Source organism: Streptococcus mitis (assembly GCF_003942765.1).
Classification (GTDB): Bacteria; Bacillota; Bacilli; order Lactobacillales; family Streptococcaceae; genus Streptococcus; species Streptococcus mitis_BE.
In genome coordinates this window covers 114,475-130,174 of record NZ_RJNW01000005.1, presented here as the reverse complement: position 1 = coordinate 130,174, position 15,700 = coordinate 114,475, and the positions used below count along the sequence as shown (strand labels likewise).

Below are 15,700 nucleotides of genomic sequence, written 5' to 3'. Positions count from 1 at the left end.
GGCTTGTCGTAGGTGAAAAATCGACAAGAGAAGACAGGTAATTATTGGTAAAAAGGAATGATTGATAATGATTAGAGATCAAGAAGAACTATTAAACTCGGTGTACGACAAACAAATTCGAGATTATTTTAAAGAGGCATTAGATTGCTATAACACAAAAGCATATAAGGCATGTGTTATTCTATCTGTTATTGCTGGCATGGACGATTTGTTTAAAAAAATTGATATGTTATCTACCGAATTTAATGAGAGTCAAAGAAGCCAATTTGATAGAATTAGAATTCAACGGAATAATTCTAAACCATTTGAAAGAGATTTGATAAATTTCTGTAATGAAGATGGTTTTGGAATTTTATCCAGATATGAAATTAAGGAGTTGGAATATTGTTTTGATTTAAGAAATAGTTTCGCGCATCCTTCTGAGGAGGAATGCACGGCAGAAAAAGCAAGATATGTATTTTCAGTAATGATTGATTTAGTTTCTTCAAAGAAAATGTTGGGAGGTTATATTTACATAGAGTCTCTGATAAATCAAATCGGTAGACAGTTTTATTATCCTGTGCTTGATGCTTCATCTGTTATAGATGTTACTTCAAATGCTTTAAAATTTGTTGATAATAAAAAGTATGTTATATTATTAAAAAAAATATTGGATAAGTTGAGAGATAGAGAAACTACAAATTATGAGTATTTTATATCTACCTTAATAGACAATATAGATGATATTGAGGAATTGAATCAAACCATTGAACCTGCGTTAACGGAGGGATTTATACGATATTCATCTTTTAAGATAATTTATAGGCTTCATCCAGATGTTTTCCAGAAATTTGATAGTATCAACAGTCAAAAAATATTAAGAATCTTACTTAAACCGAGCGCTCCTAAACAGTTGTTGTGTGATATTTTTCAAGAATTTGTAAAAGTTCACAAAAACTTGTCAGAACAAATTATACAAGATATTTGTGAAAATTTAATAAAGGAAGACAATGATTCATATGGCAAATTCTACGAACTAGATAAAGAAATGAAAAGATTCTTACGAATACTTTATGAACATTTATCTAAAGAGAGTGCTATCCAAAAAATAGAGAATATAGTTGATACATTCAAAGATAAAAAGATTAAGTCTATCAATCTTATAATCTCATTACTATTTGATCTTAAAGAAAATGTTTTAGTGAAAAAACTTTTAGATATTTTGAAAGAAAAAATTATTTCACAAACATATAGTAAAAGTAATCCAGCAATTGAAGAATTTTGTGAGTTAATGCCTAAGGATTTTGATTGTATGGAAAGTATCGATATTTTAGATTTTTTCTTTTTTATTATTGAAGCTTCTGAAAGAGGTTCTACAAGCGCTCATCCAATTGTTGACAACTTTACTGAGAATGCTTTTTTCCAGTATGTTGAAAAATCTATAATCGATATGAATGATGATTACTTTAGCGAAAGTTTTTATAAAAAACATGATAGGTTTATAATCTACAACTGGAGAAAAATAGCTGAGAAAGCTAAAGATTCAAATATCGCAAATAAGTATAATGAGTATTGGAAAAAAAGAATGCAGTATCAAACTGACGAATTTCAGTTTTTATAGAATAAAATAAACAAACAGAAAGGAACAAGGGCACCGTATCCTCTAAACTGAATACGGGCTACGGACTTTCCAATTGTAAACAAAGAAAGGGAATGGGTATCTAGTTTGCAGAACTGAATCTGGGCGGAAAGCTCGGAATTTAGATAAACCTCCTAGGACGGAAGCGTCCGTTGTTGGTTTCCTAAAATTCAGTCGCTTTCTAGTCGCCATTGGTATCTTAAACATGATCGACCGTTACTCTCGCCCTGAGATGGCGAACATTTGGAGTGAAGAAAATAAATACCGTGCTTGGCTTGAAGTGGAAATCTTGGCTGACGAGGCATGGGCTGAGTTGGGGGAAATCCCTAAGGAAGATGTGGCTTTGATTCGCGAGAAGGCGGACTTTGACATCGACCGTATTTTGGAGATTGAGCAAGAGACTCGCCACGATGTGGTGGCTTTCACACGTGCGGTTTCTGAAACGCTTGGCGAAGAGCGTAAGTGGGTTCACTATGGCTTGACTTCTACTGACGTGGTGGATACGGCCTACGGTTACCTCTACAAGCAGGCTAACGACATCATCCGTCGTGACCTTGAAAACTTCACCAACATCATCGCTGACAAGGCTAAGGAGCACAAGTTCACCATCATGATGGGGCGTACCCATGGGGTGCACGCTGAGCCGACAACTTTTGGTCTTAAATTGGCGACTTGGTACAGCGAAATGAAGCGCAATATCGAGCGTTTCGAGCATGCGGCTGCTGGTGTGGAAGCTGGTAAGATTTCTGGTGCGGTTGGAAACTTTGCCAACATCCCACCATTCGTAGAGCAATACGTCTGCGACAAATTGGGTATCCGCGTTCAAGAAATCTCTACACAGGTGCTTCCTCGTGACCTTCACGCTGAGTACTTTGCAGTTCTTGCTAGCATTGCGACTTCAATCGAACGCATGGCGACTGAGATTCGTGGTCTACAAAAATCAGAACAACGCGAAGTGGAAGAATTCTTTGCTAAGGGGCAAAAAGGGTCTTCAGCAATGCCTCACAAACGCAATCCTATCGGTTCTGAAAACATGACAGGTCTTGCGCGTGTTATTCGTGGGCATATGATTACTGCTTATGAAAATGTCGCACTTTGGCACGAACGTGATATCTCTCACTCATCAGCTGAGCGCATCATCACACCAGATACGACCATTTTGATTGACTACATGCTCAACCGTTTTGGGAATATCGTCAAGAACTTGACGGTCTTCCCAGAAAACATGATCCGCAACATGAACTCGACTTTTGGTCTTATCTTTAGCCAACGTGCCATGTTGACCTTGATTGAAAAAGGTATGACCCGTGAGCAAGCCTATGATTTGGTGCAACCAAAAACAGCTTACTCTTGGGACAACCAAGTAGATTTTAAACCACTTCTTGAAGCAGATCCAGAGGTGACATCACGCCTTACACAAGAAGAAATCGATGAGATCTTTAACCCAGTTTATTACACTAAACGAGTGGATGATATCTTTGAACGTCTTGGATTAGGAGAGTAAAGGTAATGAACGTGGACAATGTACTAGCTTGGTTGAGTAATGTAATTAGAACCACACCAGATGGTATAATTCAATCATTAATTGTAAGTATTGTTATGCTAGTTCTTAGAAAAACATTACCTAAACTACCACGGATAGGTTCAAGATTTTCTGGGTGGATTAATAAATTATCACACTTTTTTAACAACAACTCATTAGAAATTTCTGAGAATACAAAAATAATTCCAACTCCTGCATATATTCCAGGAGAGGATTTTCAACTTAAAAGAAAGAAAACTAAGCCTACTCAATATAACAAAAATATGAGCGATTCTGATTTTTGGGGGATGATTATCTTATATTTAGTACTTATTAGTGGTATTGTTTATATGTTTATTAAGTATATAAATGAAATTTCGCTTGTTTTAAAATGGTATGGTTCAATTCCTCTGCTGACTTCAATTATAATTTTGTTTCTTATTGCAATTAGTTGGCGTATTCAAAAATCTACATTAATTTATCTTTTCTATTCAATCCCTATATCTATACTTACTATTTATTATGGAATTAATCTATTAACAATTTCTGAAGGAATGTCAGCAACCGTAACTGATAGCAGGTTTATTAGCAGTATTTATATAATATTTGGTTTATTGATTGCAGTTGCACAGCAATTTATAGCATATTTTATGATATTTAGAAACTTATTGATTCATTTTGCAAGAAAAAGAAAAGTACCTGAGTTTATAAAAAGGACTATATATAATACATCATTTTTAGAGTCGCAAGTTTTATTAATTATAATGATTATTGTTTTTTCAGTACTATCTTATTTGATGACTTCGGGTATATTGATTTCGTGGATTCAAAATTATTCAAAATAAGATGATAGGAGTTTAATAATTTAAAAAATCATCTTTAGCCAACGTGCTATGTTGACCTTGATTGAAAAAGGCATGACCCGCGAGCAAGCCTATGATTTGGTGCAACCAAAAACAGCCTACTCTTGGGACAATCAAGTAGATTTTAAACCACTTCTAGAAGCAGATCCAGAAGTGACCTCACGCCTGACTCAAGAAGAAATCGATGAAATCTTCAACCCTCTTTATTACACTAAGCGAGTGGACGATATCTTTGAACGTCTAGGACTGGGTGATTAATTAAACAATAAACAGCGAGCCTCAATCTCGCTGTTTATTGTTTATCGAAAAGACTTAGTCTTCTTTTCTTTTAGTGAGTCCATAGGCTGTTAGTGTGGCCATGAGTCCTGCGACTACTAGTCCTGCAGAATCGTGACTTCCTGTTTCAGGAAGTTTTTTCTCTGTTGCCACAGGAGCTGGACCTTGAGGAAGAGCTTTGTTTTCCTCAGCAGGAGCAGTTGCTGGAGCTGGTTGGCTTGGGATTTCTAGTTTTGGTTTTTCTTCAGCAATAGCGGCTTGTCCGTTTTCATCTCCTACATGTGTTACCATAGTTCCGACTTCGACTATTTGTGTAACAGCTTCCTGCGCTACGACACTATTTACAAGTGTTTTCACTTCCTTGCCATCGGCAGAAGTGCTCACAGAGTAGAAGTTTGTACGGCGACCGTTGACACCTTTAGTAATGACTTGTGTTTTTCCTTTGAGTAAGAGTGGATTTTCACGAGTCACTGTGGTAAATGGAATTTCTTCTTCATGGATATCCAGTCTAGGTTTTGTTTCTGCAACTGGAGCAAGATCATGTTCATCACCTACATGTGTTACCATAGTTCCGACTTCGATTATTTGAGTAACGGCTTCCTGTGCTACGACACTATTTACAAGTGTTTTCACTTCCTTACCATCGGCAGAAGTGCTCACAGAGTAGAAGTTTTTACGACGACCGTTGACACCTTTAGTAATGACTTGTGTTTTTCCTTTGAGTAAGAGTGGGTTTTCACGAGTCACTGTGGTAAATGGAATTTCTTCCTCTTGAACATCTAGTCTAGGTTTTACCTCAGTAGTTGGTGCAAGACCACTTTCATCACCCTTGTGAGTTACAGGAGCGCCGACTTCAACCACTTGGTTTACAACTTCTTTGGTTACCTGGCTTTCAAGGACTGTTTCTGTTGTTTTTCCATTTTCAGTGAGTACAGAGATGTAATGAGTTCGTTCACCTTTGACTCCTGCTGTAATAATATTTTCCTGACCAGCTGGGAGGTTAGGATTTTCTTTCTTGATAACTTCAAATGGAATTTCTTCAGTTCTTGTGATGAGTTCTGGACTGGTTTCAACATTGGCAGCCACTTCATTTTCATCCAGGCTTCCTGAATGGGTTGCAGCTGGTTTGAGGCCTTGAAGAGCAGCCTTGAGCTTACCTACTAGTGCGTCTAGTTCAGCTTGTTTGCTACGGTTGAGGTTGTAATTTAGAGCTGTTTTAGCTGCGTCAAGGGCCTCAAGACTTTCTTTACTATATCCTTCTAAGTTTGTAGGAATTTTAGCTAATTCTTCGCGGAGAGCATTATAATTAGCACGGAAGTAGTCTTTGTTGTGGTCTGCAAAGGCGGTCATAAGTTCAAAGATTTCCTCTTCCTTGTACTCAGCGCTTGGTCTATCTGCCCAGATAGCAAGCATACTTCCGACTGTTGGAAGGTCTACTTCAGGATATTTGGTCGAAGCTAGTTGATTGAATGGTGTTTTTCCAGTATTCTCAATAGCTTTTTTGAGGAAACCACCACCATCTTCTGGTTTTTGACCGAGAATGTAGTACCAGTCACCGTTGGTATTCAAGAATTTATAACCCTTGCTTGCTAGGTATTGAGGTGATGCAAGGTTGTAGCCCCACCATCCTTTAGACCAGTAAGAGATGATGACATCCTTGTCAAACTCAACATCATCCTTATCCTCGTAGTAAAAACCATCGTTGAAGGCCATCGGTTGAAGGCCTCTTTCTTTAGCCATAGCAGCAAGAGTGTTGGCATATTCAGCAAACTTGCCATAGAGTCCATACCATTTGAGGTAGTACCAGCCTTGAGCGTTGGTAGCATCATTAGCGTATTCGTCTGTACCGTAGTTAAAGATCTTAGTTTTGCCTGCAAAGAAGTCCATGTACTTGCCGATGAGGGCTTTGACAAAGTTCATCGCTTCTTCGTTTTCAAGGTCCATGGTTGTTTTAGAGACCTTGTCAAAGTTGGCTTGAGGATTTTGGATGCCTAATTTTTCCATAGCGACAAGCATGGCATCCATGTGACCAGGACTGTTGATCGCTGGGATGAGTCCAATACCTTTTGATTTTGCGTACTCAATCAATTCAGTGATTTCTGCTTGACTAAGAGTGGTTCCGTTTGGATCATCGTAGTAAGCTTTTGTTCCTTCAATGATGGCATTTTTGACATCGTCACTTGCATAAGTTTTTCCGTTAGCAGTGATAGTCATGTCATCAAGTAGAAAGCGAAGCCCATCATTTCCTAGGAGGAGATGCACATCAGAATATCCAAGTTCGCTAGCTTTATCAATGATACGTTTGAGTTGCTCAGCTGAGAAGTACTTACGTCCAGCGTCGATTGAGATCACCTTGTTCTTGGCAAGTTTTTCAATTTCGCGTTTCGCGTCTTCTTCTTTTTGAGCTTCTGGTGTGAAGGTCAAGTTGCTGACAGCTTCTTGGAGTTTCGCGATTGCCTGGTCAATCGTGTCTTGTTGGGCACGGCTGAGGTTGCTATCAAGTGAACGGATGGCTTTTGCTGCTTCGTTAACCGCTGCGACGCTTTCTGCAGTATAACGGTTAAGGTCTTTTGGTACCTCGTTAAGTGCTTTTTCTGCAGGCTCATAATCAGCTGCGAAGTATTCAGCGTTAGAATTTGCGAATTGACGCATGAGTTTGAAGAGGCGTGATGGTGAATAACGTGCAGATGGAGTGTCAGCCCAAGCAGCTACCATACCACCGATGATTGGGATATCAGCTCCTTCTGTTTTTGGTACAGAAGTGATTGGTGTATTTTTAATACCATTGAGCCCCTGATCGAGATTGTACCAACCTTGGCCATCTGCATTTCGCCCAAGAACATAGTACCAAGCATCGTTAGTGTTTAGGATTTGGTGACCTTTTTCTACTAGAAGTTTAGAAGAAGCGACGTCGTAACCTCCCCAACCACCAGTCCACATTGAAACGATGATATCTTTGTCAAAAGTTCCGAAGCTAGTATCACTATTGTAGTAAATACCATCATTGAAGGCCATTGGTTTTAGACCGTGTGATTTTACAATACGAGCTAGGTCATTGGCGTAGGCAATAAATTTTTCATATCCTTTTACAGGGTAGCCTTCGTTTGGATAGTATTTATCAGCTTGAAGAACGCTCCAACCTTTAGCGTTTGTTGCATCGTTGGCATATTCATCCAGTCCGATGTTGAAAATTTCAGTCTTTTTCGCGAAATAAGCAGCATATTTATCGATAAGGGCTTTTGTAAAAGCGACCGCTTGTTCGTTGTCAAGATCTACGGTACGAGCTGATTCCTTTCCAAAATAGCTAAAGTTAGGGTTTTGGATTCCCAATTCTTTCATGGCATTGAGGATTGCATCCATGTGACCAGGACTATTTACTGTCGGAATGAGACCGATACCTTTATCTTTGGCATAGTTAATCAGATCTGTCATTTGACTTTCTGTTAAGTGATTGCCGTTTGGATCGTTGTAATAATCATTTGTACCTTTTTCAATGGCACGTTTGACATCGTCACTGGCATAGGTCTTGCCGTTAGCTGTGATGCTCATATCGTCCAACATGAAGCGGAGCCCATCATTTCCAACTAATAGGTGTAAATCAGTGTAGCCATAATGTTTTGCTTTATCGATGATTTCCTTGAGCTGTTCTGGTGAGAAATATTTACGTCCAGCATCAATAGAAACAATTTTCTTTTTCGCTAGTTTTTCATTTACAGTTGCAGCACGTTCCTTTCCTGCCTCTGTTGCCGGTTTGTCAGCCTCTGCTTTCACTTCATCTTTTTTAGCATCTTTTTCAGCTGGTTTATCCTTGTCAGTCTTGTCTGTATTTGACTCTTTAGAATCAGCCTCTTTCTTAGGGCTAGCTTCTTCTGCCTTTTTATTAGCAGTTTCTTTTTCAGCAGAAGTTGGAGTTACCACTTCTGCTTTATCACTAGGAGTTGAACTAACTTCCTCTTGTGGTTTTTCTTCTGTTTTTGGAAGACTAGCTACCTTATCAGCAGCTGGAGTTTCTGTTTCTACAGTTTTTGGAGCTTCTGGTTGAAGTTCTGCTTTAGGTGTTTCCTCAGTCCGATTTTCGGATGATTGAGGGGAATCAGAAACGGTATGGATGGTCGGTTGGTTTTCTGTAGTAGTAGGAGTAACTCCATCGGCTGTAACAGTCTGTGCTTGGAAGGCGAATCCAATTAGAACAGAAGCTGCTCCTACAGCGTATTTACGGATAGAAAAACGCTGTTGTTTTTCATGTTTCATTGCAAAACCTCCTGATTGCATTGTTATATTGATAGCGTTTACATAAATCAACACCTTTATTTTATTTCTTATATTAACGAGAGTCAAGAGGAGATGACAAAAAACTATAATAAGTATAAAAAAATATAAAATTTAAACTTAAGATTTCAGATTGGTCGGAAAAGATACATATATATATATAGTAGAATTTTTTGGTTCTATTTCTATAAAATATTCCACAAATTATAGAATCTTCCAAAAATAGGTAAGCGCTACCTTTTTGGTGTGGTATAATAAGTATAGAAAAAGCCCAAGCGTTTAGGCTCAGGCTTTCTTCTTAGTGATCACGGTCACATGAAATGAATTTGATTTTGTAGTAATCCGCTCGTTTATATGTTTCGCTGAATGCGAGAACTTGACCAGTAGACTCTAGTTTAGTAGTCTTGGTTTGTAAAACGGTTGGGAATTGTTCATCGACTCCGAGGACCGAAGCCGCATGTTCTGGAGTTGGAAATGCTATTTCATTGATTTCTTCAAAATGTTCATCATTCATGTGAATGTGGTAATCCAATTTGAAACGGTTATAGATAGAGCTATAATATTCAAGATTTGGATAATTTGCGTTGATGTATTGTTCTGGAATGTAAGATGTATGGTAGATGTAAACAACACCACCTGTTTCGCGAACGCGTTCAATCTTGTAGTAGAACTGATCTCCGCGTAGTCCGAGTTTTTCTAAGTAGCTTAGTTTGTTTCCACGCTCAATAGAAAGGACGGTAACTTTATCATCTTTAGTTTCAAAAACTTCTACATCTGAAAACTCTACGAGTTTGTGTTTGCGTGCGCGTGAAACGAATGTACCCTTTCCTTGTTGGCGGACAATATAGCCATCCTTGGCAAGGTCGTTTAAGGCACGAACAACTGTGATAGAACTTACATCATACATTGCAATCAATTCAGCTTCAGTGTAGAATTTATCTCCACTAGCAAATTGACCAGAAATGATTTTGTTCTTTAACTCATCTTTAATATATTGATACTTTGGAATTGCCATATTTTTACCTCGATTTTCCTTCTCCGTTAAAGATTTTACCATAAAACTGGAAAGAATAGTAGTCTTTTGAATAAAAAAATTAGAATAATAGGCTATAAGGTTAATTTACATAGGAATAAATAGAAAAACCTACATTTTTATACATGGTGCCAAAATGTTGTTATGACTATAGATTACAAGATTTTTATAAGTTTTTAGTGTAAAATTTAGTGAAAAATGAAAAAAATCGTGAAAACCTATTGACAAATGCAGGATATTGAGATATATTTACTATATCAACAAATGAAAGCGTAAACTTTAGTTGTCAGAAGGTAAGAACATGACACGATTTGAGATACGAGATGATTTTTATCTCGATGGAAAATCATTTAAGATTTTATCTGGTGCCATTCATTATTTTAGGGTTCCTCCAGAAGATTGGTATCATTCGCTCTATAACTTGAAGGCTCTTGGTTTTAATACAGTAGAGACTTATGTGGCTTGGAATTTACACGAGCCTCGTGAGGGTGAGTTTCACTTTGAAGGAGCTCTGGATTTGGAGCGATTTCTTGAGACAGCACAAGATTTGGGTCTTTACGCTATCGTTCGTCCCTCTCCCTTCATCTGTGCGGAGTGGGAATTCGGTGGCTTACCAGCCTGGCTTTTAACCAAAGATATGAGGCTTCGTTCCTCAGATCCTGCCTATATTGAGGCTGTTGGTCGCTACTATGACCAGCTCTTGTCACGGTTGGTGCCACATTTGTTGGACAAGGGTGGCAATATCCTCATGATGCAGGTTGAAAATGAGTATGGTTCTTATGGAGAAGATAAGGCTTATCTGAGAGCAATTCGACAGTTGATGGAAGAGCGTGGTGTAACCTGTCCTCTCTTTACATCAGATGGTCCATGGAGAGCTACTCTGAAAGCTGGAACCTTAATCGAAGATGACCTCTTTGTGACAGGGAACTTTGGTTCTAAAGCTCCGTACAATTTTTCACAGATGCAGGAATTCTTTAATGAACATGGCAAGAAATGGCCACTCATGTGTATGGAGTTCTGGGATGGATGGTTCAACCGTTGGAAAGAACCGATTATCACACGGGATCCGAAAGAATTGGCAGAAGCTGTTCGAGAGGTTTTGGAGCAAGGCTCCATCAATCTTTACATGTTCCACGGTGGTACAAACTTTGGTTTCATGAATGGTTGCTCGGCTAGAGGAACCTTGGATCTGCCACAAGTTACATCTTATGATTACGATGCCCTTTTGGATGAAGAAGGAAATCCAACTGCCAAATATCTGGCAGTCAAGAAGATGATGGCAACACATTTCCCAGAGTATCCGCAGTTGGAACCACTCTACAAAGAGAGTATGGAGTTGGATGCTATTCCACTAGTTGAAAAAGTTTCCTTGTTTGAAACCTTGGATAGCTTATCTAGTCCAGTAGAAAGCCTCTATCCTAAAAAGATGGAGGAGTTGGGACAAAGCTATGGCTATCTACTCTATCGAACAGAAACAAACTGGGATGCAGAAGAAGAAAGACTTCGTATCATTGACGGTCGAGATAGGGCTCAGCTTTATGTCGATGGCCAGTGGGTAGAAACCCAATATCAGACAGAGATTGGGGAAGATATTTTTTATCAAGGTAAAAAGAAAGCGCTATCTAGATTAGATATCTTGGTAGAAAATATGGGGCGTGTCAACTATGGACACAAGTTCTTAGCGGATACGCAACGTAAGGGAATTCGGACAGGGGTTTGTAAGGATTTACACTTCTTACTAAACTGGAAACACTATCCACTCCCACTAGACAATCCTGAGAAAATTGATTTTTCAAAAGGATGGACAGAAGGACAACCAGCATTTTACGCTTATGACTTTACAGTCCAAGAGCCAAAAGATACTTACCTAGACTTATCTGAGTTTGGTAAGGGAGTTGCCTTTGTCAATGGGCAGAATCTAGGACGTTTTTGGAACGTCGGCCCAACCCTCTCGCTTTATATTCCTCATAGTTTCCTCAAGGAAGGAGATAACCGCATCATCATCTTTGAAACAGAAGGTGAGTATAAAGAAGAGATTTATTTAACTCGTAAACCTACACTAAAACATATAAAGGGGGAAAACTTATGACAATTGTAGGATGCCGTATCGATGGACGTTTGATCCACGGACAAGTAGCCAATCTTTGGGCTGGAAAACTAAATGTTTCACGTATTATGGTTGTAGACGACGAAGTTGTCAACAACGATGTTGAAAAGAGTGGTTTGAAACTTGCGACACCACCAGGTGTGAAATTGAGTATTTTGCCAATTGAGAAAGCGGCAGCCAATATTCTTGCTGGAAAATACGATAGCCAACGTCTCTTTATCGTGGCTCGTAAGCCAGACCGCTTCCTTGGTTTGGTAGAAGCAGGGGTACCACTTGAAACCCTTAATGTTGGGAATATGTCTCAAACACCAGAAACTCGCCCCATCACACGTTCTATCAACGTAGTAGACAAGGATGTGGAAGATTTCCACAAATTGGCAGAAAAAGGTGTTAAACTTACTGCTCAAATGGTTCCAAATGATCCAATTTCAGACTTTTTGAGCTTATTAAAATAGGAAAAAATTTTTAGGAGGTCATTGTTATGATACAATGGTGGCAAATTTTACTTCTCACTTTGTACTCAGCTTATCAAATCTGTGATGAGTTGACGATCGTTTCATCTGCAGGTTCCCCTGTATTTGCTGGTTTCATTACTGGTTTAATCATGGGAGATGTGACAACTGGTTTGTTTATCGGTGGTAGCTTGCAGCTGTTCGTTCTTGGGGTTGGTACCTTCGGTGGTGCTTCTCGTATCGACGCAACTTCTGGTGCGGTTCTTGCAACAGCATTCTCAGTTTCACAAGGAATCGCTACAGACCTTGCGATTACAACAATCGCTGTACCAGTAGCAGCTCTCTTGACTTACTTCGACGTTCTTGGACGTATGACAACTACTTTCTTCGCACACCGTATTGATGCTGCAATCGAACGCTTTGACTATAAAGCGATCGAACGCAACTACCTTCTTGGTGCTCTTCCTTGGGCTCTTTCTCGTGCCCTTCCAGTCTTCTTTGCCCTTGCCTTTGGTGGTGCCTTTGTACAAACAGTAGTAGACTTGGTTAAACAATATCAATGGGTTGCAGATGGTTTGACACTTGCAGGACGTATGCTTCCAGGTCTTGGATTTGCAATCTTGCTTCGTTACCTTCCAGTTAAACGTAACCTTCACTACCTTGCTATGGGATTCGGTTTAACAGCTATGTTGACTGTTCTTTACTCATATGTAACAGGTCTTGGTGGCGCTGTTGCTGGTATCGTAGGAACTCTACCTAAAGATGTGGCTGAAAAAATTGCTTTTGTCAACAACTTTAAAGGTTTGTCTATGATTGGTATCTCTATCGTGGGTATCTTCCTTGCAGTGCTTCACTTCAAAAATAGCCAAAAAGTAGCTGTAGCAGCACCTTCTACACCATCAGAAAGTGGGGAAATCGAAGATGACGAATTCTAATTACAAACTTACAAAAGAAGATTTTAATCAAATCAACAAACGTAGCTTGTTTACTTTCCAATTAGGTTGGAACTACGAACGTATGCAAGCTTCTGGTTACCTTTACATGATCTTGCCTCAATTGCGTAAAATGTATGGGGATGGAACTCCTGAATTGAAAGAAATGATGAAAGTTCATACTCAATTCTTCAATACTTCACCATTCTTCCACACAATCATCGCTGGTTTTGACCTTGCCATGGAAGAAAAAGATGGTGTAGGTTCAAAAGATGCCGTTAACGGTATCAAGACAGGTTTGATGGGACCATTCGCTCCTCTTGGAGATACTATCTTTGGTTCACTTGTACCTGCTATCATGGGATCTATCGCAGCAACTATGGCTATCGCTGGCCAACCATGGGGTATCTTCCTTTGGATTGCAGTTGCAGTAGTGTATGACATTTTCCGTTGGAAACAATTAGAATTTGCCTACAAAGAAGGGGTTAACCTTATCAACAACATGCAAAGTACTTTAACAGCTTTGATTGACGCTGCATCTGTACTTGGTGTCTTCATGATGGGTGCTCTTGTAGCAACAATGATCAACTTTGAAGTTTCTTATAAATTGCCAATCGGTGAAAAAATGATTGACTTCCAAGACATCTTGAACTCAATCTTCCCACGCTTACTTCCAGCAATCTTTACTGCATTTATCTTCTGGTTGCTTGGTAAGAAAGGTATGAACTCTACAAAAGCAATTGGTATCATCATTGCTCTTGCAGTAGGTCTTTCATTCATCGGTAAATTCTTGCTTGGAATGGGTGCATAATTTATGACGAAATCATTAATTTTGGTCAGTCATGGTCGCTTCTGTGAAGAACTTAAAGGTAGCACTGAAATGATCATGGGTCCACAAGACAATATTCATGCTGTAGCTCTTCTTCCAGAAGATGGCCCAGAAGAATTTACTGCAAAATTTGAAGCAGCTATTGAAGGTTTGGATGATTTCCTAGTCTTTGCGGATCTTCTCGGTGGAACACCATGTAACGTGGTCAGCCGTTTGATCATGGAAGGTCGTGATATTGACCTTTACGCAGGGATGAATCTTCCAATGGTGATTGAATTTATCAATGCGAGCCTTACAGGCGCAGATGCAGACTATAAGAGCCGTGCTGCAGAAAGTATCGTAAAAGTAAATGATTTATTAGCTGGCTTCGATGATGATGAAGATGAATAAGATGTGACAACGTGAAAATCACAGGGAAAATAGGCGATAAGAGGATGGAGCGATGCTCCGACGATAATCGGTCTTTTTCCCAAAGATTTTAGTTGGAACTCGATTCAATAAGATGTGATATCGTGAAAATCGTTAGAGCATTTTATATAGAATATACATGGGAATGGGGCTTACTCCCATTCCCATATTTAATAGAAAAAGAGGAAATCAATGCTACATTATACAAAAGAAGACTTGCTCGAATTGGGTGCAGAAATCACTACACGTGAAATCTACCAACAGCCTGATGTATGGAAAGAAGCTTTTGAATCTTATCAAGCAAAACGTGAAGAAATTGCAGCCTTCCTACAAGGGATTGCTGATAAACATGACTATATCAAGGTTATTTTGACAGGTGCGGGGACTTCTGCTTATGTGGGAGATACCTTGGTACCTTACTTTAAGGAAGTATATGACGAACGCAAATGGAATTTCAATGCCATTGCGACAACAGATATCGTTGCCAATCCAGAAACTTATTTGAAAAAAGATGTGGCAACTGTCCTTGTGTCTTTTGCTCGTAGTGGGAACTCACCTGAAAGTGTGGCGACTGTTGATTTGGCCAAAGCCTTGGTGGATGAGCTTTATCAAGTGACGATTACTTGTGCAGCAGATGGTAAATTGGCTCTTCAAGCTCATGGAGATGACCGCAATCTTTTGCTTTTGCAACCAGCTGCTTCCAATGATGCTGGATTTGCTATGACTTCTAGCTTTACGTCTATGATGTTGACAGCTCTCTTGGTCTTTGATCCTACAGAATTTGCTGTTAAAGCTGAACGTTTTGAAGTTGTATCTAGTCTTGCCCGTAAAGTTCTAGACAATGCAGAAGATGTCAAAGAGCTTGTTGACCTCGACTTTAACCGTGTCATCTATCTAGGCGCTGGTCCTTTCTTTGGACTTGCTCATGAAGCTCAGCTCAAAATTTTGGAACTGACTGCTGGTCAAGTTGCGACTATGTATGAAAGCCCAGTCGGCTTCCGTCACGGTCCAAAATCTCTTATCAACGAAGATACAGTTGTCTTGGTCTTTGGTACAACGACAGACTACACTCGTAAGTACGACTTAGACTTGGTTCGTGAAGTTGCTGGTGATCAGATTGCTCGTCGTGTTGTGCTTTTGAGTGATCAAGCCTTTGGTCTTGAAAATGTCAAAGAAGTGCCACTTGGTTGTGGCGGTGTCTTGAATGATATTTACCGTGTCTTCCCTTACATCGTTTATGCCCAACTCTTTGCCCTATTGACTTCACTCAAGGTAGAAAATAAACCTGATACACCTTCTCCTACAGGTACAGTGAACCGTGTGGTACAAGGCGTGATCATCCACGAATATCAAAAGTAAGACTCTTCGAAAATCTCTTTAAACCATACTAG

At 39.3% G+C, this 15,700-nt stretch carries 11 protein-coding genes and 1 pseudogene; 10 read left to right on the top strand and 2 right to left on the bottom strand.

Translation table 11 applies throughout. The features are described from left to right. The first annotated feature begins 67 nt into the window (after window positions 1-67). The 4 genes and pseudogenes from D8849_RS08455 to D8849_RS08440 all read left to right on the top strand — a co-directional run. The gene (locus D8849_RS08455) at window positions 68-1,600 is read left to right on the top strand and encodes a hypothetical protein (protein WP_125386766.1); all 1,533 of its coding nucleotides are present in this window, start codon (window positions 68-70) and stop codon (window positions 1,598-1,600) included. Window positions 1,601-1,823: 223 nt separating this feature from the next. After that, entirely contained in the window at window positions 1,824-3,122 is a 1,299-nt protein-coding gene (gene purB / locus D8849_RS08450; protein WP_125386765.1) for an adenylosuccinate lyase, read from the top strand. 5 nt (window positions 3,123-3,127) lie between these two features. Continuing rightward, on the top strand, window positions 3,128-3,985 hold the full coding sequence (locus tag D8849_RS08445) for a hypothetical protein (RefSeq protein WP_042749775.1): 858 nt from the start codon (window positions 3,128-3,130) through the stop codon (window positions 3,983-3,985). A 27-nt stretch (window positions 3,986-4,012) separates the two neighbouring features. Further along, a pseudogene (locus tag D8849_RS08440) lies at window positions 4,013-4,261 on the top strand (adenylosuccinate lyase); the annotation flags it as partial. Window positions 4,262-4,315: 54 nt separating this feature from the next. Here D8849_RS08440 and strH read toward each other — a convergent pair. Continuing rightward, window positions 4,316-8,530, bottom strand: coding sequence for an LPXTG-anchored beta-N-acetylhexosaminidase StrH (strH, locus tag D8849_RS08435; RefSeq protein WP_125386764.1), 4,215 nt, complete (start codon window positions 8,528-8,530; stop codon window positions 4,316-4,318). 316 nt (window positions 8,531-8,846) lie between these two features. Then, a complete protein-coding gene (locus tag D8849_RS08430) occupies window positions 8,847-9,563 on the bottom strand; it encodes a GntR family transcriptional regulator (RefSeq protein WP_042749780.1) in 717 nt (238 codons plus the stop codon). A 319-nt stretch (window positions 9,564-9,882) separates the two neighbouring features. On the opposite strand from D8849_RS08430, the gene D8849_RS08425 reads away from it, so the two are divergent. The 6 genes from D8849_RS08425 (at window position 9,883) to D8849_RS08400 (ending at window position 15,668) form a co-directional block, all read left to right on the top strand. After that, window positions 9,883-11,670, top strand: a complete 1,788-nt coding sequence (locus D8849_RS08425; protein ID WP_125386763.1) for a glycoside hydrolase family 35 protein — start codon at window positions 9,883-9,885, stop codon at window positions 11,668-11,670. Continuing rightward, window positions 11,667-12,143, top strand: a complete 477-nt coding sequence (locus D8849_RS08420) for a PTS sugar transporter subunit IIB (RefSeq protein WP_000156972.1) — start codon at window positions 11,667-11,669, stop codon at window positions 12,141-12,143. The genes D8849_RS08425 and D8849_RS08420 overlap by 4 nt, the downstream gene beginning before the upstream one ends. Before the next feature lie 26 nt (window positions 12,144-12,169). Beyond that, complete coding sequence (locus tag D8849_RS08415; protein ID WP_049491985.1) at window positions 12,170-13,075, top strand: PTS mannose/fructose/sorbose/N-acetylgalactosamine transporter subunit IIC; 906 nt, start codon at window positions 12,170-12,172, stop codon at window positions 13,073-13,075. Next, window positions 13,062-13,883 (top strand): PTS system mannose/fructose/sorbose family transporter subunit IID, encoded by an 822-nt coding sequence (locus D8849_RS08410; protein WP_049502319.1) that lies wholly within the window; start codon window positions 13,062-13,064, stop codon window positions 13,881-13,883. The genes D8849_RS08415 and D8849_RS08410 overlap by 14 nt, the downstream gene beginning before the upstream one ends. A gap of 3 nt (window positions 13,884-13,886) precedes the next feature. Then, entirely contained in the window at window positions 13,887-14,291 is a 405-nt protein-coding gene (locus D8849_RS08405; protein ID WP_000167444.1) for a PTS sugar transporter subunit IIA, read from the top strand. Window positions 14,292-14,501: 210 nt separating this feature from the next. After that, a complete protein-coding gene (locus D8849_RS08400) occupies window positions 14,502-15,668 on the top strand; it encodes an SIS domain-containing protein (protein ID WP_049502318.1) in 1,167 nt (388 codons plus the stop codon). Window positions 15,669-15,700: the final 32 nt, after the last annotated feature.